Origin of the sequence: Paenibacillus konkukensis (assembly GCF_023523925.1) — a bacterium.
In the GTDB taxonomy this organism is placed as follows: Bacteria; Bacillota; Bacilli; order Paenibacillales; family NBRC-103111; genus Paenibacillus_S; species Paenibacillus_S doosanensis.
Map to the genome: position 1 here is coordinate 7,636,815 of NZ_CP027059.1, position 20,570 is coordinate 7,657,384.

Annotated in this window: 16 protein-coding genes; all 16 read left to right on the forward strand. The window is 52.1% G+C overall.

Annotation, left to right across the window (positions count from 1 at the left end; translation table 11 throughout):
- Window positions 1-186 precede the first annotated feature (186 nt).
- The 16 genes from pnp (at window position 187) to yfmF (ending at window position 20,570) form a co-directional block, all read left to right on the forward strand.
- Window positions 187-2,289: a polyribonucleotide nucleotidyltransferase gene (gene pnp, locus SK3146_RS33410; protein WP_249862852.1), complete on the forward strand. Its 2,103-nt coding sequence runs from the start codon at window positions 187-189 to the stop codon at window positions 2,287-2,289.
- 194 nt (window positions 2,290-2,483) lie between these two features.
- On the forward strand, window positions 2,484-3,527 hold the full coding sequence (locus SK3146_RS33415; protein ID WP_249862853.1) for a polysaccharide deacetylase family protein: 1,044 nt from the start codon (window positions 2,484-2,486) through the stop codon (window positions 3,525-3,527).
- Window positions 3,528-3,578: 51 nt separating this feature from the next.
- Window positions 3,579-4,829, forward strand: a complete 1,251-nt coding sequence (locus SK3146_RS33420; protein WP_249862854.1) for a M16 family metallopeptidase — start codon at window positions 3,579-3,581, stop codon at window positions 4,827-4,829.
- 52 nt (window positions 4,830-4,881) lie between these two features.
- Window positions 4,882-5,268: a dUTP diphosphatase gene (dut, locus tag SK3146_RS33425; RefSeq protein ID WP_249866519.1), complete on the forward strand. Its 387-nt coding sequence runs from the start codon at window positions 4,882-4,884 to the stop codon at window positions 5,266-5,268.
- Window positions 5,269-5,892: 624 nt separating this feature from the next.
- Window positions 5,893-7,185, forward strand: a complete 1,293-nt coding sequence (gene ltrA / locus SK3146_RS33430) for a group II intron reverse transcriptase/maturase (RefSeq protein ID WP_249862855.1) — start codon at window positions 5,893-5,895, stop codon at window positions 7,183-7,185.
- A gap of 369 nt (window positions 7,186-7,554) precedes the next feature.
- Window positions 7,555-8,454, forward strand: coding sequence for a dipicolinate synthase subunit DpsA (dpsA, locus tag SK3146_RS33435; RefSeq protein ID WP_249862856.1), 900 nt, complete (start codon window positions 7,555-7,557; stop codon window positions 8,452-8,454).
- Window positions 8,451-9,044 (forward strand): dipicolinate synthase subunit B, encoded by a 594-nt coding sequence (locus SK3146_RS33440; RefSeq protein ID WP_249862857.1) that lies wholly within the window; start codon window positions 8,451-8,453, stop codon window positions 9,042-9,044. The genes dpsA and SK3146_RS33440 overlap by 4 nt, the downstream gene beginning before the upstream one ends.
- Window positions 9,045-9,075: 31 nt before the next feature.
- Window positions 9,076-10,113 (forward strand): aspartate-semialdehyde dehydrogenase, encoded by a 1,038-nt coding sequence (locus SK3146_RS33445; protein WP_249862858.1) that lies wholly within the window; start codon window positions 9,076-9,078, stop codon window positions 10,111-10,113.
- 140 nt (window positions 10,114-10,253) lie between these two features.
- Entirely contained in the window at window positions 10,254-11,471 is a 1,218-nt protein-coding gene (gene dapG / locus SK3146_RS33450; RefSeq protein WP_249862859.1) for an aspartate kinase, read from the forward strand.
- Between the two features lie 25 nt (window positions 11,472-11,496).
- Window positions 11,497-12,372, forward strand: coding sequence for a 4-hydroxy-tetrahydrodipicolinate synthase (gene dapA, locus SK3146_RS33455; protein WP_249862860.1), 876 nt, complete (start codon window positions 11,497-11,499; stop codon window positions 12,370-12,372).
- Between the two features lie 189 nt (window positions 12,373-12,561).
- Entirely contained in the window at window positions 12,562-14,238 is a 1,677-nt protein-coding gene (locus tag SK3146_RS33460; RefSeq protein WP_249862861.1) for a ribonuclease J, read from the forward strand.
- A gap of 218 nt (window positions 14,239-14,456) precedes the next feature.
- Complete coding sequence (locus SK3146_RS33465) at window positions 14,457-15,206, forward strand: ClpP family protease (RefSeq protein WP_283942797.1); 750 nt, start codon at window positions 14,457-14,459, stop codon at window positions 15,204-15,206.
- Complete coding sequence (locus tag SK3146_RS33470) at window positions 15,203-15,424, forward strand: YlzJ-like family protein (protein ID WP_249862862.1); 222 nt, start codon at window positions 15,203-15,205, stop codon at window positions 15,422-15,424. Before SK3146_RS33465 ends, SK3146_RS33470 begins: the two co-directional genes overlap by 4 nt.
- A gap of 78 nt (window positions 15,425-15,502) precedes the next feature.
- The gene (locus SK3146_RS33475) at window positions 15,503-18,034 is read left to right on the forward strand and encodes a DNA translocase FtsK (RefSeq protein WP_249862863.1); all 2,532 of its coding nucleotides are present in this window, start codon (window positions 15,503-15,505) and stop codon (window positions 18,032-18,034) included.
- A 375-nt stretch (window positions 18,035-18,409) separates the two neighbouring features.
- Complete coding sequence (sleB, locus tag SK3146_RS33480; RefSeq protein ID WP_249862864.1) at window positions 18,410-19,198, forward strand: spore cortex-lytic enzyme; 789 nt, start codon at window positions 18,410-18,412, stop codon at window positions 19,196-19,198.
- A gap of 88 nt (window positions 19,199-19,286) precedes the next feature.
- On the forward strand, window positions 19,287-20,570 hold the full coding sequence (gene yfmF / locus SK3146_RS33485) for an EF-P 5-aminopentanol modification-associated protein YfmF (RefSeq protein WP_249862865.1): 1,284 nt from the start codon (window positions 19,287-19,289) through the stop codon (window positions 20,568-20,570).

A 20,570-nucleotide genomic window follows, 5' to 3' on the forward strand; every position in this document is an offset into this window, starting at 1 on the left:
GTTGTCTGCTGTTTGGGTCCGGTTTGGGCCCGGACAACAGGCCGCGCGGTTGCTTTTTCGTATGTTTCGCACAATTTGCAGAGATTTATTTCGAAAAAGAAGGAAATACTAGGCAGTATGCAGAAGTGATAGTAGTTCAATTCATGCATCGTGAAGTTTTCTTACGAAAACTCTTAGGAGGATTTTATGGAAAAAAGAGTACAGTTGGATTTGGGCAGACGTCCGTTCACTCTGGAAACCGGACGTCTTGCCAAGCAAGCAAACGCGGCCGTAACCGCACGTTACGGAGATACGGTTGTGCTTTGTACAGTAACGGCTTCTGCTGAACCTAAGGATCTGGATTTCTTCCCGCTAACCGTCAACTATGAAGAACGGTTGTATTCCGTAGGGAAAATTCCCGGCGGATTTATTAAACGGGAAGGACGTCCGAGCGAAAAGGCGATTTTGGCCAGCCGCTTGACCGACCGTCCGATCCGTCCGCTATTTCCGGAAGGGTTCCGCAATGATGTGCAGGTTGTCGCCATCGTCATGAGCGTCGATCAGGAATGCTCTCCTGAAATTACCGCAATGATCGGGGTTTCGGCGGCGCTGAGCATCTCCGACGTTCCGTTTAACGGTCCTATCGGCGGCGTTATTGTCGGCCGCGTCGACGGGCAATTCGTGATCAACCCGACGTTGGAGCAAGCGGACAAGAGCGATATTCATCTTGTCGTCGCAGGTACGAAGGACGCGATCATGATGGTTGAAGCGGGCGCCGACGAGGTGCCGGAAGAAGTCATGCTGGAAGCGATCATGTTCGGACATGATGAAATCCGCAAAATCGTCGCCGCTCAAGAGCAGCTGGTTCAAGAAGCCGGTAAGCCGAAGATGGAAGTCAAATTACATAGCGTGGATGCGGAAGTGAGCAAGGAAGTTCGCGCCTTCGTGCAAGAACGCCTCGTCGAAGCGGTGAAAATCGCCGAGAAGCACGCCCGTCAGGACGCTATCGATGCGGTCAACGCGGAGACGGTAGAACACTTCGAAGCGCAATACGCAGAGACTCCTGAGAAGCTGTCCGACGTAAAAGAGACGCTTTATGATATCGTCAAGGAAGAAGTCCGCCGCCTGATTACGCATGACAAGGTGAGACCGGACGGCAGAGCGCTGGATGAAATCCGTCCGATCGAATGCGACATCAACCTGCTTCCGAGAACTCACGGTTCCGGCTTATTCACACGCGGACAAACGCAGGCGCTGAGCGTGTGCACGCTGGGCGCGCTGGGCGACGTACAGATTCTCGACGGACTTGATCTGGAAGAAACCAAACGGTTTATGCATCATTACAACTTCCCTCCGTTCAGCGTAGGGGAAGCAAGACCGCTTCGTCCTCCGGGCCGCCGCGAAATCGGTCACGGCGCATTGGGCGAAAGAGCGCTGGAGCCGGTTATCCCGGCAGAATCGGATTTCCCTTATACGATCCGCCTTGTATCCGAGGTGCTCGAATCGAACGGTTCCACTTCGCAGGCGAGCATTTGCGCAAGCACGCTTGCCATGATGGACGCCGGGGTGCCGATCAAAGCGCCGGTTGCGGGCGTAGCTATGGGCCTCATCAAAGACGGCGAGCATTTCTCCATCTTGACCGATATTCAAGGCATGGAAGATCATCTTGGCGATATGGACTTCAAGGTGGCCGGCACAGCCGCAGGCGTAACCGCTCTGCAAATGGATATCAAGATCGACGGCATCGACCGCGCGATTCTTACGCAAGCGTTGGAGCAAGCTAAAAAAGGCCGCATGCACATCTTAGGCAAAATGCTGGAGCGCATTCAGCAGCCGAAACCGACATTGTCGCCTTACGCTCCGAAAATTCTCACGATGCAGATCAATCCGGATAAAATTCGTGACGTTATCGGCGCCGGCGGGAAAATCATCAATAAAATCATCGAGGAAACCGGCGTGAAAATCGACATCGAGCAGGACGGCCGCGTATTTATCGCATCGTCGAACGAGCAGATGAACGATAAAGCGCGTCAAATTATCGAAGGTATCGTCAAGGAAGTCGTCGTAGGCGAAACGTACCTCGGTACGGTGAAGCGGGTCGAGAAATTCGGCGCATTCGTGGAAATTTTGCCGGGCAAAGAAGGCTTGGTGCATATTTCGCAGCTATCTACCGAACGGGTTGCCAAGACGGAAGACGTCGTAGCCGTCGGCGACACCATTACGGTAAAGGTGACCGAGATCGATCAGCAGGGCCGCGTGAACCTGTCGCGCAAAGCGGTGCTAGCAGCTCAAGTGTCTGCGCAATCGTAACACCCGCTTTAACCCCATATAGCATTAACGATAAGAGCCAGAGTCGTCTGTCTCTTTTTGTTTTGTCCAAAAAAGGTTCCAAATCGTGCCCTCCACCTTCGCAGGCTTGTTTGCCGGGAAGAAAGGAGCCTGTCATAAAGTCGTCCCGATCCGCATAGAAATGGGACAAACGATCTAACGACAGGAGCAGGCCAATGAGACGTGTTCAGGTGTTAGTGTTGTCCGGTCTTTTTGCGTCGGTATTCATAGGGGTAGAGCTATCGGATAGTGTGCAGACGTTCGTTCAATATGCGAAGCATCGGGGCGATCAGGCCGCGGCGCCGGGATTAAGCGGTTTGGAGCTGTCGGCTTCGGCGGTGCTGGCCGGAATGAAGCGGCTTACTGAGGACCGGAGAGACAGGCTTAGGCAAGCGATTGCCCTGGAAGCGGAGAAGCGAAGAATCCCTCCCATCAACGCCCAGGTGGATAGGGTATGGAAAGCGATCCCGGGCTATAACGGGCTGGAGGTTGATGTCGAGCAATCGCTTGCCTTGTCCGAGCAGCTTCCCGATATGGAGAAGCCGAGAATTGTGATGAAAGAAGTGCCGCCCGCCATCGGCTTGGATCAGCTCGGAGCGCAGCCGATTTATAAGGGCAATCCGAACAAGCCGATGGTTTCGTTAATGATTAACGTCGCTTGGGGGAACGAATATTTGGATAGCATGCTGGACGTGCTCGCCAAGGAGAAGGTCCGCGCCACCTTTTTTTTTGACGGGACTTGGCTGAAAAACAATATTGCCGAAGCGAAAAAAATTAAAGACAAAGGCCATGAGCTGTCCAACCACGCGTATTCGCATAAAAATATGAGCGAGCTTTCGCGGTCGCAGGCAACGGCTGAAATTACAAAGACTCAGCAGCTGCTGGAGAAGGAGCTGGGGGTGCAGAACACGCTGTTCGCTCCGCCGTCCGGCGACTTTGATCAACAGACCGTGCAGATCGCGCATGAACTGAAGCTGAAAACCATATTATGGACATTGGATACCGTAGATTGGCAGCGGCCGGACCCGCAAACGATCGTCCGCAAAATCTCTTCGAGAGTCGAGCCGGGCTCGCTGATCTTAATGCATCCGACCTCATCCTCCAGCCGAGCGCTGCAGCAAATGATACAGGTTATCAAAAGCAAGGGGCTTCATTTGGGGACGGTGAGCGAGCTTATTTCTCCGAAGCGGGTTCCCGAAGTTGAGTCTACCCAGCAATAATGGTAATATCATAGAGGTACATACCGAGATTTTCCGAGGAGGCTCCATTCATTGAATAAATACGTGTTAAACAATGGCTTGCGGGTTATCGTAGAACCGATTCCTACGTGCCGCTCCGTATCCTTCGGGATCTGGGTTAAAACCGGTTCCCGCAACGAACATTTGCATAATAACGGGATCTCCCATTTTATCGAGCACATGCTGTTCAAGGGAACCGATAAATATTCGGCTAAAGATATCGCTGAAATTTTCGACGGCATCGGCGGCAACGTCAATGCGTTTACATCGAAGGAATACACCTGCTATTACGCCAAAGTGCTTGACGAGCATTTGCCCATAGCGGTGGAAGTTCTGGCCGATATGTTTTTCCGTTCTTCGTTCGACCCTTCCGAGCTGGAAAAGGAAAAAAACGTCATTTTCGAAGAAATCTCCATGTATGAGGATACGCCGGACGATATGGTCCATGATCTGATAGCGAAGGCGACGTTCAGCGACCATCCGCTAGGCTATACGATTATCGGAACGGAACAAAATTTGACGGCTATGGACTCGAATACGCTGCGCGAGTATATGAAGGAGCAATATTCGATCGACCGTACCGTCATTGCGATCGCCGGCAACGTGGATGACAGCTTGATGACGCTGATCGAAAAGCATTTCGGCGAATTTAAAAATACCGGCGCGGAGCAAATCGTAGAAGCTCCGGGATTCTCTTCCGATCTGAAATATCATTCCAAAAAGTCGGAACAAAACCATATCTGTTTATCGCTTCCCGGATTATCTGCGAACGACGACCGTTTGTATGCCATGGTTCTGCTGAACAATGCGATCGGCGGCGGAATGAGCTCCCGGCTGTTCCAGGAAATCAGGGAAAAGCGCGGCATGGCCTATTCCGTCTATTCTTATCATACATCGTATCAGGACAGCGGAATGTTTACGGTATACACCGGGACGGCTCCGAAGCAAACGGCCGACGTGCTGAAGGTGACGATGGAGCTGCTGAGCGAAATCAAGGACAAAGGGCTGACGGCCGCCGAGCTGAAAAAAGGCAAAGAGCAAATGAAGGGCAGCCTGATCCTGAGTCTGGAAAGCACCAGTAGCCGCATGAACCGGCTCGGAAAAAACGAGTTGATGCTCGGCAAACATTACAGCATGGACGAGATTATCGCGCGAATCGAGCAAGTGGAGCTTAGCGATATTCAAGGGCTCGCCCGCGAGATGATGTCCGTACCGTTCGCTCTGGCGATGGTCGGTCAAAAGGACGACGTGATCGACGGCTTCAGGAGGGATCAGCTTGTTTAACGTACAAATCAAACGATTGCCCGGCAACGAAGATATTCAGCTCCCGCAAAAAATGTCTCAGATGGCAAGCGGCTTTGACCTGTATGCGGCGGTAGAGGAGCCCGCCACCTTGAATCCGGGAGAACGCGCGCTGATTCCGACCGGCTTTTCGCTGGCGATGCCTGCGGAGCTTGAGGCCCAAATCCGCCCCCGCAGCGGACTTGCGCTGAAGCACGGCATTACTTCGCTGAATTCTCCGGGAACGATCGATGCGGATTACCGCGGCGAAGTAAAGGTTCTGCTCATTAACCACGGCCAAGAGCCTTTCGTCATTCGGAGAAACGAACGAATCGCGCAAATGGTGTTTCAAATCGTGCCTGCCGTAGAGCTTACGGAAGTGGATGAATTATCGGATACCGAGCGCGGCGCAGGCGGCTTCGGACATACCGGCACGAAATAAGACCGCAGTGGGTGGAAACCTTGCCGACAGCAGGCCGTCCATCAATCACCGCGCTTCAAAGCATCTTCCTGTTTTATCGGGAAGGTGCTTTTTTGTTGTTTAGCGTGCCCAGAGGCACGCATCTTCTAGCCGGTGAAAATCCGGTCGCGGGAGGGGCCAAGCCCCCGCGTAGCTAGGATGCCTGCGTACGGCGAAATCTGTGCGTAGAAGCGCGTCGACGAAAGTACCTGTCAGAGATAGGGCGAGCAAGATACCAGGCCGTAACATGAAGTGAATCCTGCCGCGTCGTCAAAAAGGCCTCGCAAGAGGGGAGAGAGGAAGTCGAACCTCGTGGATATGGGTGAAGACCAAGGAAGCTGCTGGGAACTTGGAGCGGCAGCGAAGAATCCTCCGGCGTACGGGGATCGGTATGGTATGAAAGAAGATGCAGTGAACTGGGGAGACCCTCCCCTGCACGAAATTTTTTTTTTCGTAACGAGACGTTCTATAAGCCCAGCCGGTGAAATGAACGGTCTGCAGGAAGGGAGTCCGAGGGGCTCATACTACCGAGGAACGCAGGACAACACAACCTGCGGGAGGGAAGGGGTCCTGCTTTGTTCATGTTTCTTAAGGAGGTACGAGTCAGTGAATGCCGAGAGGCTAACAACACCAAAGGAAAACGTTCAACAACTCCAAGAGAAACTAGGTCATGCGGCCAAGGAAAACAAGAAGCGTAGATTCCATGCGCTTTATGACAAGATCTACCGGATGGATACTCTGTGGGAAGCATGGAAGAGAGTACGAGCAAATAAAGGGTCGGCTGGAATCGACGGAGAGACACTGGCGGACATCGAAAAGCAAGGGGAGTATCTTTTCTTGTATGAATGCCATCAAATCCTCAAAGAAGGCAAGTATCATCCCCAGCCCGTAAGACGGCACTACATTCCGAAGAAAGATGGAAAGCAAAGGCCGCTAGGCATTCCCACCATCCGAGACCGCGTCATACAGATGGCGACGAAACTGGTATTGGAACCGATCTTTGAAGCGGATTTTCAAGAATCCTCGTTTGGATTCAGACCGAAGCGAAGCGCCAAGCAAGCGCTGGACCGAATCCGAAAAGCATGTAACCGCAAAGGCAATTGGGTGGTCGACGTCGATATCCAAGGTTACTTCGACAACATCAATCAGGAAAAGCTGATGAAACTGCTGGAGATGCGAATCAGTGACAGACGTATCCTGAAACTGGCACGGAAGTGGCTAAATGCAGGGGTCATGGAAGAAGGAACGGTTCGACGTTCGGATTTAGGAACGCCGCAGGGGGGAGTCATCTCTCCACTTTTAGCGAACATCGATCTGAACTACTTCGATATCCTGTGGGAACGATATGGTAGCGAATTCGGGGAACTGACGCGTTATGCGGATGATCTCGTGATCGTGTGTAAGACGAAGAAAGACGCAGACCGGGCATACGAACGTATTCGTGCCATTATGGATCGTCTTGAATTGACGTTACACCCGACCAAAACACGCATCGTCGGACTTTGGACAGGAGAAGAAGGCTTTGATTTTCTTGGCATGCACCATCGCAAAACGAAAGCGGAAACTTCTCAAGGGAAGGTGTACTATACAACCCAACAATGGTTGGCCCGGAAAGCGGAAGAACGCATCCGGGAGGTCGTAAAAGAACGTCTGGCCCCGCCGAACATGAGGCATAAATCATTTCTCGAACATGTGGAATGGCTAAATCCTAAGATTCAGGGGTGGAGGAACTATTACTACACGGCTTACAGCCAATTAAAGCTGGCAAAGTTGGACTGGTACATTTTGCAGAGGCTCACGAGATGGTATGCCAAGAAGAGGCAACGCGCAAGATGGATGAGTTCGCTACAAGAAGTGAGGTTCCTAAGTAGTCAATATGGACTTAAAACGCTCTTGTAATCTGCATGCACATGAATGACGAACATCGGAAAGCCGTATGAGGGAAAACCTCACGTACGGTTTGATGAGGAGGGGCAGATTTCTCTGCCCTTTACTCTAGGGAAATGATGCGCAGCAATGGCCTGTGGATATCCGGGGGCTCCCCCGAAAGTAATGTCTACCCATAGAGATCCCAGAGGAATGGTTAGACGCCGATCCAGCTTAGGCGGGATGCGGACGGAATAAGCTTCAGAGCATCACGTCACTTTGGGGGGATTTGTTCCGTTGGATGAGGTTCTGGCCGGAACGTAAGAGAGAGCTGTAACCCATTTTTAGGCGGCCGCATAAGATGAGTTATCGAAAGCGACAGAAAGAAAGAGGTGAGAATGAATGCTTACAGGAATTCAAGTGGCTATCATCGGTGGCGATGCTCGCCAGCTTGAAGTTATTCATAAATGCTCCGAGCTGGATGCTTCGATTACTTTGATCGGATTCGATAATTTGCAAAATCAATTCAGCGGCATCAGCAAAGCCGGACTGACCCCCGAAGCCCTTGAGGCGTTGGATGCAATCATTTTGCCTGTTGTTGGTACAGACGATCACGGGATTGTGGAAAGTATTTTTTCCACATCCGAGCTGCGCTTGACGGAAGAACACATCAAGGCGCTTCCCAAGCACGCCCAGGTATTTACAGGTATGGCTAAAGCTTACTTGCGCAAACTGTGCTCCCAGTATTCGATTCGGCTGGTGGAATTGCTTGACCGGGACGATGTGGCGATTTACAACTCGATACCGACTGCTGAGGGCGCCATTATGATGGCTATTCAAAATACCGATTTTACGATTCACGGCTCAACCAGCATGGTGCTGGGCTTCGGCCGAACGGGGATTACCGTGGCCAGAACGCTGCAAGGCCTGGGCGCTAAAGTCAAGGTAGGCGTCAACAAGCCGGAGTACTATGCAAGAGCTTGGGAAATGGGCTTCACCCCTTTTTACACGCAGGATTTGTATGCTCAGGTGGCGAATATTGACTTGCTTTTTAACACAATTCCGTCTATGATAGTCACAGCACAGATTATTGCCAATATTCCACATCGCGCAGTGATCATCGACTTGGCCTCGAAGCCGGGAGGGACGGATTTCCGTTTCGCCGAGAAGCGGGGGATCAAGGCTTTGCTCGCGCCGGGACTCCCTGGAATTGTTGCGCCGAAAACAGCCGGTCGCATCATTGCCGACACCCTGAGCCGCATTATCCTTGAGGATGCAGGACAGAGGAGGAATAAGGAATGAATTGGCAAGGAACGACGGTAGGTTTTGCGCTTACGGGATCCCATTGCACTTTTGCTGAGGTTATGCCGCAGATTCAGCGGTTTGTCGACGCCGGAGCCCGTGTGGTTCCGATTGTTTCGTATACGATACTTACAACGGATACCCGTTTCGGTACATCCGAAAATTGGCAGCAGCAGTTGAAGGAGATTACCGGGAACGATATCATTGCTTCCATTGTAGATGCGGAGCCGCTTGGACCTTCCAAGCTGCTGGATGTGCTTGTCATCGCTCCTTGTACGGGGAATACGACGAGCAAGCTTGCTAACGCCATGACTGAAAGCCCGGTCTTGATGGCGGCCAAGGCGCAAATGAGAAATCAGAAGCCGTTGGTATTGGCCATATCTACGAATGACGGTCTTGGACTGAATGCAATGAATATCGGCAAATTGTTGATTACCAAAAACATTTACTTTGTTCCGTTCGGGCAAGATGCGCCTGCGGCCAAGCCGAATTCTCTCGTTGCGCGTATGGATCTTATTATGGAAACGTGCGAAGCCGCACTTGAGGGCAAGCAGCTTCAGCCGATGGTGATCGAACGATTCAATTACTAATAATGATTTTGTTTAGGGAGAGACAATCAAGATGTCGAATCAGAAATTATTCAACATTGCAGTAGTAGGCGCAACAGGTGCAGTAGGAGAGCAAATTATACGCTTGCTGGATGAACGTAATTTCCCTATTCAAGAGTTGAAGCTGTTATCGTCCGCGCGTTCCGCAGGAACGAAGATTAAGTTCAAAGGTCGCGACATTACCGTTGAAGAAGCCGCTCCCGATAGCTTCAAAGGTATCGATATCGCTTTGTTCAGCGCAGGCGGCAGCGTAAGCGCGGAGTTGATTCCCCATGCCGTGGAGCATGGCGCCGTGTGTATCGATAATACCAGCGCCTTCCGGATGGACCCGGAAACTCCGCTTGTCGTGCCGGAAGTGAACATCGACAAAATCAACGAACATAAAGGCGTTATCGCCAATCCGAACTGCTCGACGATCCAGATGGTTGCCGCCTTGAAGCCGCTGTATGACCGTTACGGCATTTCCCGTATCATCGTCTCCACCTATCAGGCGGTATCCGGCGCCGGAGCACGTGCGATTGATGAAATGCTGCGCCAATCGAAGGAAGTGCTGGGGGGCCGTCCGGCAGAACCGCAAATTTTGCCGGTCGGAGCTTTGCCCGTGAAGCATCAGATCGCTTTTAACGCCATTCCGCAAATCGATAAATTTACGGATAACGGCTTTACCTACGAAGAGATGAAAATGATTAACGAGACGAAAAAGATTCTGGGAGACGAATCGCTGGAAGTGACCGCAACTTGCGTGCGTATTCCGGTCGTATACGGTCATTCCGAGTCGGTCTATGTCGAGTTGAATCAGGATTTTGACGTGGAAGAAGTGAAGCGGCTGCTTGCGGACGCGCCTGGTATCGTTTTGCAGGATAATCCGTCGGAGCAGCAATATCCGCTTGCAACGGACGCAGCGGGTAAACTCGAAACATTCGTCGGCCGCATTCGCCGCGATTTGAGCAATCCCCGCGCGCTAAACCTGTGGATCGTATCCGACAATCTGCTGAAGGGCGCGGCCTGGAATGCGGTACAAATCGCGGAATATATCGCTATCGAGCAATAATTGTACATTGCAGGCTTCCGCAAGGAGGCCTAGCTGTTGTTCTGCATATAAGGATGCTTACGAAGCGGGCTTCTTCGATAACCGGGTCCGGACGACCCGCGAAGCAAAGCTTGTCTTCCGACATTGACAGGAGGGACCTCATGAACATTCTGGTTCAGAAATTCGGAGGCACGTCCCTTTCCAGCGTCGAAGCTAGAGCACTCGTCGTCGAACACATTCAGGATGCATTGGCACAAGACTACAAACTCGTTATCGTCGTATCGGCTATGGGAAGAAAAGGCGAGCCCTACGCAACGGATACGTTATTGGATTTCATAAGCCAAAACGGCAATCGATTGCCGGCAAGAGAAAGAGACATGCTGCTGTGCTGCGGCGAGCTGATTTCGGCCGCCACTTTATGCAGTCTGCTGCATGCCGGCGGAATCTCGGCTACGGCTTTGACAGGGGCTCAGGCGGGGATTACGACGAACGACGATTTCGGCAACGCGCAAATCGTTTCCATACAGCCTCAGCGCATTATGGAGCTTCTGAAACGCGATCAGGTCGTTATCGTCGCCGGCTTCCAGGGCCAAACGAAGCAGCATGATTTTACTACGCTTGGCCGCGGCGGCAGCGATACGACGGCTACGGCTCTGGGAGCCGCGCTGAAAGCGGAAATCGTCGACATTTTTACCGATGTCGAGGGCATTTTAACGGCCGATCCGCGGATCGTCGAGGATGCGAGACGGCTGCCTGTCGTCTCCTATTCGGAAATATGCAATATGGCTCATCACGGAGCCAAGGTGATTCACCCCCGTGCGGTGGAGGTGGCGATGCACGCCAATATCCCGATCCGGGTCCGCTCCACCTTCAGTAAAGATCCGGGCACTCTGGTGACTCACTCGGATGCGATCGTACAAAAGAAAGACGCGGTTCAGGACCGTTTTGTTACAGGAATCGCCAACTTTGCGAACATCACGCAAATCCAGGTAGCGGCAGGTGAAGGCGTTTACGACCTGCAGCTGAGCGTATTTAAAGCGATGGCCGTCCACCATATCAGCGTGGATTTTATCAACGTGAATCCGTCGGGCGTGGTTTACACCGTGTTCGACCATGAAGCGGAGAGGGCCGTCCGCATATTGACGGAATTGGGATATAAACCGCAGCATACTTCCAATTGCGCCAAGGTGTCCATCATCGGGGGCGGCATGAACGGCGTTCCGGGCATTATGGCGCAAATTGTCGAAGCGTTGACGGAAGAAGATATAAGCATACTGCAGTCCGCGGACTCCAACGCGACCATCTGGGTCCTTGTCCAAGGAGCCGATATGGCTCATGCGGTCCGCGCGCTGCACAAAAAATTCGAGCTGCATCGATAACAGAAAACGTGGGAGGAATTTAGTCGTGGATTTCGGAAGACTCATTACTGCAATGGTGACGCCTTTTGATGCCAATTTGCAAATTGATTGGGATCAAACTGCCAAACTGATCGATTATTTGATTGAGGAGCAGGCTAGCGACAGTTTGGTCGTTTGCGGGACAACCGGAGAATCGCCGACGCTTACCGAGGAGGAGAAGCTGGAGCTGTTCAAATTTGCAGTCAAGCATGCAGGCGGCCGCTGCAAAATCATCGCAGGTACTGGCAGCAATGATACCGCGCATTCCATTCATTTATCACGGGAAGCCGAGAAGCTGGGCGTCGATGCCCTGCTCCTGGTAGTCCCTTACTATAATCGCCCTTCCCAGGAGGGAATGTATCAGCATTACAAAGCGATCGCCGAAGCGGTCAACATTCCGTGCATTTTGTATAACGTGCCCGGGCGCACCGGCGTCAATCTGAATGCCGATACGACGATCCGTTTATCGCAGATTCCTAATATCGCGGCTACCAAAGATTGCGCCGATCTCGATCAATTGACCCGAGTCGTCAGAGACGCAGCTCCCGGATTCCTTGTGTACAGCGGGGAGGACAACATGACGCTGCCTGCGTTATCCGTCGGCGCGCATGGGGTTATTAGCGTAGCGAGTCATGTGATTGGAAAAGATATGAAGAATATGATAAACTGTTATTTGCAGGGAAACGTTCGCGAAGCGACGCAAATCCATGCCAAACTTCATCCCGTATTTAAAGGCTTGTTCGAATGCCCGCATCGCGTGCCGAACCCGGCACCGGTCAAATTCGCTTTGAACGGCAGGGGAGTCGAAGTGGGGGGAGTTCGTTTACCGTTAATAAATGTAACCGAAGAAGAAGGACGATTCATTACTTCGTTGTTTGAATGAGGTGTCTTAGAAAATCGGTGCGTTTTTTAGCATCGGTTTTCTTTTTTTAGGAAACAATAGCTCGTAAAAAGGGCAGCTTGAAATTGCGGTTTTTCTTCATGTATAATGGTGGCAAGTGACTGGTGCGGTTTTGGTTTGGTTTGAGTTCTTATGAAAATTCGTCGTCAATATAAATTAGGAGGTATTGCTTTGTCTAAGAAAAATATAGATAAGCTTTCGATTATCGCTCTGGGCGGCGTGGGCGAAATCGGGAAAAACATGTATGTGGTGCAGTATGCCAATGATATCGTTGTCATCGATTGCGGTTTGAAGTTCCCTGAAGAGGACATGCTGGGTATCGACATCGTAATCCCGGATATCACTTATTTGTCCGAGAACCGGGATAAAGTCAGAGGAATTATCATTACGCACGGACATGAGGATCACATCGGCGGATTGCCTTATGTGCTCAAGCATTTGAATGTTCCTGTATACGGTACCAAGCTGACTTTGGGATTGATCGAAACGAAGCTGAAAGAAGCGAATTTGCTCGGTGAAACGAAGCGGATTCTCATCAATTCCGAAAGCGAGCTTAAGCTGGGTGCCTTGACGGCGACATTCTTTAAAACGAATCATAGTATTCCGGATTCTGTAGGCGTTTGCGTAGAAACTCCGGAAGGCAATGTCGTGCATACGGGGGACTTCAAGTTCGACCAGACTCCTGTAAACGGACAGTATGCCGATCTGCATAGTATGGCCGCTATCGGCAGAAAAGGAGTGTTGGCTCTTTTATCCGATAGCACGAATGCCGAGCGTCCGGGTTATACCGGTTCGGAGAAAAGCGTCGGCATTCAAATCGAGGAAGTATTCCGCAGGGCGAAGCAGCGGGTTATCATCGCTACATTCGCTTCGAACATTCATCGGATTCAACAGGTTGTGGACGCTTGCGTAGCTACCCGGAGAAAGCTGACGGTGATCGGACGCAGTATGGTCAACGTCGTAGGGATTGCCAGTGAATTGGGCTATTTGCATATTCCTGACGGAATGCTGATCGAGCCGGAGGAAGTGAACAAGCTGGCGGCGGACCGTGTAGCCATTTTGTCGACGGGAAGCCAAGGAGAGCCGATGTCGGCTCTTACGCGGATGGCCAGATCGACCCATCGCAAGGTGGATATTTTGCCTGGGGATACCGTGATCATCGCGGCGACTCCAATTCCGGGCAATGAGCGCTACGTGGGAAGAACCGTAGATGAATTGATGCGCATCGGCGCTCACGTTATTTACGGTCCTGGTTCCGTTACGGGAGTTCACGTATCCGGGCACGGCAGTCAGGAAGAGCTGAAGCTGATGCTTAACATCATGAAGCCGAAATATTTCATTCCGATTCACGGCGAATACCGGATGCTGCGTCAGCACGGGTTGTTGGCGGAATCCGTAGGTATTCCGAAGGAAGATATCTTCATCGTGGACAACGGCGAAACGGTGGAAGTTCAGGACGGAGTTGCCCGCAAAGGGTCGAAAGTTCCTTCCGGCAACATTCTGATCGACGGTCTGGGAGTGGGCGACGTTGGCAATATCGTGCTTCGCGACCGTAAGCTTCTTTCACAGGACGGCATCCTGGTCGTTGTCGTTACGCTAAGCAAACAAGACGGTGCTATATTATCCGGGCCTGATATTATATCCAGAGGTTTCGTATACGTTAGAGAATCGGAAGGCTTGCTGGATGAAGCAAACCGGATCGTAACAAGCACACTGAATCGTTTGATGAACGAAAATGTGAACGAATGGGCATCGTTGAAAACCCATGTAAAAGATGCACTAGGACGATTTTTATATGAACAAACCAGAAGAAGACCTATGATCCTTCCAATCATTATGGAAGTTTGATCCAAAACCACCAGTCAGCAGCTTGTAACCTTTTATCCATATAGGTGTTTGCTTAATCCAACCGAAGATCGAACGGGGGCTTGTCCCTCGGGCGATCTTTTTCTTTTTCCGCCAAACGTTTCTACCTGTCATAGCGGCACGAACGGACGCTGCATATTTTCGCACAGCCAATCCATACTATGGGGGATGATGAAACGATAGTTAGGGGGACTTCCTTTATGACCAATTCGAAGCAGCAAGAGACTCAGCCGCAACCGCCGGCACAGCCTATGACAGACGAATCCAGAAAGAATCCGACCGTCGACGCGATTCAGCAGTTAGGGCAGACAGCGACCCCGACGAACGAATCGAATATTTTCTGCATGACGATTATCGGACAGGTGGAAGGCCATTTGGTGCTGCCGCCGCAAAATAAAACGACCAAATACGAACATTTGATTCCTCAGCTGGTCGCAGCCGAACAAAATTCGAAAATCGAAGGCGTCCTTATCATCCTCAACACGGTCGGAGGCGATGTCGAAGCGGGGCTGGCCATTGCCGAGATGATCGCGACTTTATCGAAACCGACGGTAACGCTTGTGCTCGGGGGAGGCCACTCCATCGGCGTACCGATCGCCGTATCCGCCAATTACTCGATTATTGCCGAGACGGCGACGATGACCATTCATCCGATCCGATTGAACGGACTGGTTATTGGAGTACCGCAAACGTTCGAATATTTGGATAAAATGCAGGAGCGGGTCATTCGCTTTATTACGGGACACTCCAGGGTCACCGAAGAAAAGCTGAAGGAATTGATGTTCAAGACGGGAGAACTGACGCGCGATATCGGGACGACGGTTATTGGGGCCGATGCCGTGAAATACGGCCTAATCAATCAAATCGGCGGCTTGGGCGACGCCATCGGCGAATTGAACCGGAGAATTGAAGACAGACGCCACTCGCAAGCCGGAGGGATGGTTCAATGATCCATTACACCGTTATGCCGCTCGATGTCGTCATGGAAGGAATCGACAAGCTGGAAGCCAACCATATGGAGATTGTCATGAACGGGATTACGATGCAGGTGCAGCCGATGAATGCGAATCAGGCCGCAATCGTCCGGATTATTAGCTGCAATCCTCAGGATTACATGCATCCGGAGTATGCACCGGGTCGAATTATCGAATTTCATCCGACCATTTAGTTCTCTGGTCTGATTTTTGCCAAGCAGTTAAGCTTCCACCCAAAGTATGGTATAATCTGTACTTGGAGGTGAGCCGCGTTGGCGAGGCCAAAAAAGAAAAGCAAGGCCATTAAAACGAACTTGAAATATGAATTGTACGGCATCGTCATCTTGACGCTGTCCATCATTGCGCTATCGCTAGAAGGGCCTGTAGCGCGAGCCTTCATGTATTTGTTCCGGTTTACCATCGGGTCGATGGATTTTACGATACCGCTTGTTTTCATCTACATAGGATTGTATGTTATGGTCAAAAGAGAATGGCCTGTGTGGCGGACGACACGCAAATCGGGAGTGCTGCTGATTTTATTGGCTCTGATCCTGATGAACCATATCTCGCTGTTCGACAAGCTGTATCCGAACGGCAAGTTTACTGCAGGGATGATATGGTCGCAAACATGGAAAAGCATGATGGACGGGCTGCAAGCGTCGGACAAAGGGCGAGTGGTGCTAGAGGTCGAAGCCGGCGGCGGAATGATCGGCGCGTCGCTCTACAGCATCTTATTCTTTCTGTTCGCCAATCTGGGAGCGAAGCTGATTCAATATACGATGTTTATGATAGGGATACTGCTCGTTACGCGGATATCGATCGGCGATTTGCTGCTGAAGATCAAGGGCGGCCACAAATTTGCCGATACGCTGCTTGGCCAGTACATCAAGCGGAAGCTGGTGGAACGAAAACGGAAGGCAGCGGCCGTTCCGGCGAAGAAGAAAGCCGTGGTTATTCCTTTTGTGCCGGACGATAACGAGTTCGACGAAGAAACCTTAAAGCCGGAGCGTAAAGGCAAGAAGGCCGGCAAGAAACGTTCGTTGTTTATGGATTTGATCCAGCCCAAGCAGCAGGGGACGGATGAGAAGGAAGCAGACGGCGGCGGGGACGATGCTTTCCCGGCCGGTCCCGCGGCGGCAGGCAAGGCCGTAGCCGAATGGGACGAGGACGAAGCGCCGTACGATCAGGATCAGGAGCCGCTCATTCCGGTGATCCGCGATTTCCAAGAGCATGTGCAGCAGGAAACCGTCCAGCCTGCCCACAAGCCTCAAGCGGTTTCCGCTCCCGCTTCGGCGGCTCAAGCGCAAGCCCAAACCGGCAAAGAGCAAGATGGTGAAGGCGGGGCGCCCGAGGATTTCGACATTAACAACAAGCCGCTGGCTGCCCCTTACGAGCTGCCTTCCTTCCAGCTGTTGGCGAAGCCAAACGTAGGCAAAGGAGGAGAAACGCTCGATTACAAGGCGGTGGCGCGTAAATTGGAGGCTACGCTCGAAAGCTTCGGGGTGCGAGCCAAAGTGCTTGAGGTTGTCCGCGGCCCGTCGGTCACACGTTACGAAATTCAGCCGGACGTCGGCGTGAAGGTCAGCCGGATCGTCAGCTTGACCGACGATATCGCGTTGGCGCTTGCCGCGAAGGATATTCGTATGGAAGCGCCGATTCCGGGTAAATCTGCAATCGGGATCGAGGTTCCGAACACCGAGGTATCGATCGTAACGATGCGCGAGGTCATGGAGAGCGGCGCGTTTCAGGAAGCCAGCTCCAAGCTGTCGATCACACTGGGCCGCGATATATCCGGCCAGCCTATCGTCGGAAATTTGGCCCGGATGCCGCATATGCTGGTAGCAGGTGCGACCGGTTCCGGTAAATCCGTGTGTATCAACGGCATTATTACGAGCATTCTGTATAAGGCGAAGCCGGATGAAGTAAAATTTCTGATGATCGACCCGAAGATGGTCGAGCTTAACGTATATAACGGCATCCCGCATTTGCTGGCCCCGGTCGTCACCGATCCGCGCCGCGCGTCGTTGGCTTTGAAGAAAGTCGTCGTCGAGATGGAGAAGCGTTACGAGCTGTTCTCGAAGAGCGGGACGCGTAACATGGAAGGCTACAATACGATGCTGCTGGAGACGCAATCGGGGGCTCCGCTGCCGTATATCGTCGTCATCGTGGACGAGCTCGCCGACTTGATGATGGTGGCCGCGGGCGACGTCGAGGACGCGATTTGCCGTCTGGCGCAGATGGCGCGGGCTGCCGGAATCCACTTGATCATCGCTACGCAAAGACCTTCGGTCGACGTCATTACCGGCGTCATCAAGGCGAACATTCCTTCGCGTATCGCTTTCGGCGTATCTTCGCAGGTCGATTCGCGGACCATTCTCGATATGGTCGGCGCAGAGAAGCTGCTTGGCCGCGGCGATATGCTGTACTTGCCGATGGGCGCATCGAAGCCGGTTCGCGTTCAGGGAGCTTTCCTGTCCGACAGCGAAGTCGAGGCGGTCGTTAACTTCGTCAGAACGCAGGGGCAGGCCAACTATGTCGAGGATATGGTTCCGCAGATCGAGGAGCAGAGCGATGCTCCGGAGCAGGTTGAGGACGAATTGTACGATCAGGCGGTACAAATTATTCTCGAGGCGAAGCAGGCATCGGTGTCTCTGCTTCAGCGCCGCATGCGCGTAGGCTATACGAGAGCCGCGCGTCTGATTGATTCGATGGAAGCCAAGGGCATCGTAGGGCCTTACGAGGGAAGCAAGCCGCGCGAAGTGCTCGTGTCGCTGGAGCAGTATCAAGGCCGAATGTCTTCGTAATGCGGCTAGGTATAACAAAAGCATGCCGATCGGATGAATCGGCGTGCTTTATTATTGTTTAGGAAATGATGCGCAGCCATATCCTGTGGATATCTGGGATCTCCCCCGAAAGTAAAGTCTACCCATAGAACGATCCCAGAGGAAGGGTTAGACGCCGATCCAGCTTAGGCTGGATGCGGACGGAATAAGCTTCAGAGCATCACGTCACTTTTGGGGGATTTGTTCCTTAGGACTTCTTTCTATCCAAATTCGCGGCTTCTCCCCATACGGCTCTCCAGTACTTTCCTGTTTTGTCTGAATAGAAGCTTACTTCCTTTCTCATAATAACCTTAAAAAGGTTGCCAATATGAATGTGGGAAAGGTGAGTACAACTACATGAATAAACGTCTGATTGTCATTACATTCTGTTTGGTTTTTGTCTTGTTTGCCGGCTATCAGGTTAAGCACCGGTTCGATGCCCAGCAAACGTTCAGCAAGAATGATATCGCCTACGGCGCAGCGGGCAAAGATGTCTATGAGCTCCAGGGGAGATTGAAATACCTTGGCTTTTATTACGGGAGCGTCGACGGAGATTTCGGTTATAATACCCTGCGTTCCTTGAAATGGTTTCAATCCGAATTCGGCTTGAATGTAGACGGGATCGCCGGCTCCAAGACCAAGCTGAAGCTGTGGGAGGCGACCAAGGATTATAAGCCTGCGGCCAACGAGCTGCCGCCGACCACAGGAAACGCGGGAGCGGGGCAAACGGGCGGAGGAGAACAAGCAGGCAGTCCGCCGGCAAATATGACTTCGTCGAACCACCTCGGATTGTCGCAGCAGGATTTGGACATGATGGCCAACGCCGTTTACGGAGAATCCCGCGGGGAGCCTTACATCGGTCAAGTGGCGGTAGCGGCGGTTATTTTAAACCGCGTGCATTCCCCGAGCTTTCCGAATACCGTATCGGGGGTCATTTTCCAACCGGGCGCATTTACCGCGGTGGCGGACGGGCAAATTTGGCTGACGCCGAACGATACGGCCAAACGGGCCGTTCAGGACGCTTTAAACGGGACCGATCCTACTGGGGGCTGCCTGTACTATTTTAACCCGGAGACGGCTACGTCCAAATGGATTTGGACCCGCCCGCAGGTGAAGCAAATCGGCAAACATATTTTTTGCAAGTGAGGAAGACGAGAAGTGACCCTTAGCGGTTGCTTCTTCTGTTTCTGAAGGAATATAATGGAATAAACCCGACGAAAGGAGTTATGTCCCGTTGAAAAACATTCAATTTGAGCGTGGCACGATCCGTAATATTCGTGTGCATGTGCTGCCCACGCAGCAGTTTAAGACGTATGCCGTATCGGTGTACATCGGTACCCCCTTGGAGGAGGAGAAGGTAACGCCGACGGCTTTTACCCCTTTCGTGCTTCGCCGCGGTACGCAGAAATATCCGGAGACCAAGCAGTTCCGCGAGCGTCTAGATGATTTGTACGGGGCCGGCTTCGGATTCGATATTTACAAGCGGGGCGACTACCAAATGGTCCAGTTCCGTATGGATCTTATTCACGATCAGTTCGTTAACAGCACCGAGTCTTTGCTGCAGAAGGGGATCGAGTTCGTCGGAGAGGCTATCACGAAGCCTGCGCTCGATAACGGCAAATTTGTGAGCAAGTATGTGGATTCCGAGAAGATTACCCTGCAAAAACGAATTGAATCCATCATTAACGATAAAATCAGATACGCGGCTGAGCGATGCATTGAAGAAATGTGCAGCGATGAGCCGTACCGGCTTCATCCGCTCGGCAAAATCGATCGGCTGCAGGAGATTACTCCCGAGTCTTTATATTCGCGTTATCAGGAATGGCTGCAATCGGCCGTCATCGATATTTATGTCGTCGGCCAAACTTCGCTGGCGGAAGTGATGCCGATAGTCGAACGCAGCTTCGATGTGAGCAGAGCGGATGCCGGCAGCTACGCCAAAAAACCGGAGCATCGCAGCGTCTCCGAGGTCCGCGAAGTCATCGAGCGCCTGGATGTCAATCAAGGCAAGCTGAATATGGGGCTGCGCGTCTATACGACTTATGCGGATTCTACATATCCGACCGTCCTGATGTATAACGGCATTCTGGGAGGTTACCCGCATTCGAAGCTGTTTACCAACGTGCGGGAAAAAGCGAGCTTGGCTTATTACGCATCGTCGCGTCTCGACGGGCATAAAGGAATATTGACGATCCAATCGGGCATCGAGCTGGACAATTACGAGAAAGCCGTCGCCATTATTAAAAAGCAGCTGGAGGCGATGAATAACGGCGACATCAGCGATGTCGAGCTGCAGCAAACGAAAGCGATGATCACCGGACATTTGCGCGAGCTGCAGGATTCCGCCTTTGAGCTGATCGCCTTCGATTTCAACAATATTTTGTCCGGAGTGGAGCGCACCGTGCCGTCGTTAATCGATGATGTGCTTGCCGTCGATAAAGCGCGCATTCAAGAAGTGGCCAATCAGGTGAAGCTCGACACGATCTACTTCTTACGCGACCGGAAGGGAGGAGAATGA

Coding starts and splice junctions, on each gene's coding strand:
- SK3146_RS33465 (WP_283942797.1), top strand. CDS start 14,457: ATGACCAATTCGAAGCAGCAAGAGACTCAGCCGCAACCGCCGGCACAG.
- pnp (WP_249862852.1), top strand. CDS start 187: ATGGAAAAAAGAGTACAGTTGGATTTGGGCAGACGTCCGTTCACTCTG.
- dut (WP_249866519.1), top strand. CDS start 4,882: ATGTCTCAGATGGCAAGCGGCTTTGACCTGTATGCGGCGGTAGAGGAG.
- SK3146_RS33415 (WP_249862853.1), top strand. CDS start 2,484: ATGAGACGTGTTCAGGTGTTAGTGTTGTCCGGTCTTTTTGCGTCGGTA.
- dapG (WP_249862859.1), top strand. CDS start 10,254: ATGAACATTCTGGTTCAGAAATTCGGAGGCACGTCCCTTTCCAGCGTC.
- SK3146_RS33440 (WP_249862857.1), top strand. CDS start 8,451: ATGAATTGGCAAGGAACGACGGTAGGTTTTGCGCTTACGGGATCCCAT.
- sleB (WP_249862864.1), top strand. CDS start 18,410: ATGAATAAACGTCTGATTGTCATTACATTCTGTTTGGTTTTTGTCTTG.
- SK3146_RS33445 (WP_249862858.1), top strand. CDS start 9,076: ATGTCGAATCAGAAATTATTCAACATTGCAGTAGTAGGCGCAACAGGT.
- dpsA (WP_249862856.1), top strand. CDS start 7,555: ATGCTTACAGGAATTCAAGTGGCTATCATCGGTGGCGATGCTCGCCAG.
- SK3146_RS33470 (WP_249862862.1), top strand. CDS start 15,203: ATGATCCATTACACCGTTATGCCGCTCGATGTCGTCATGGAAGGAATC.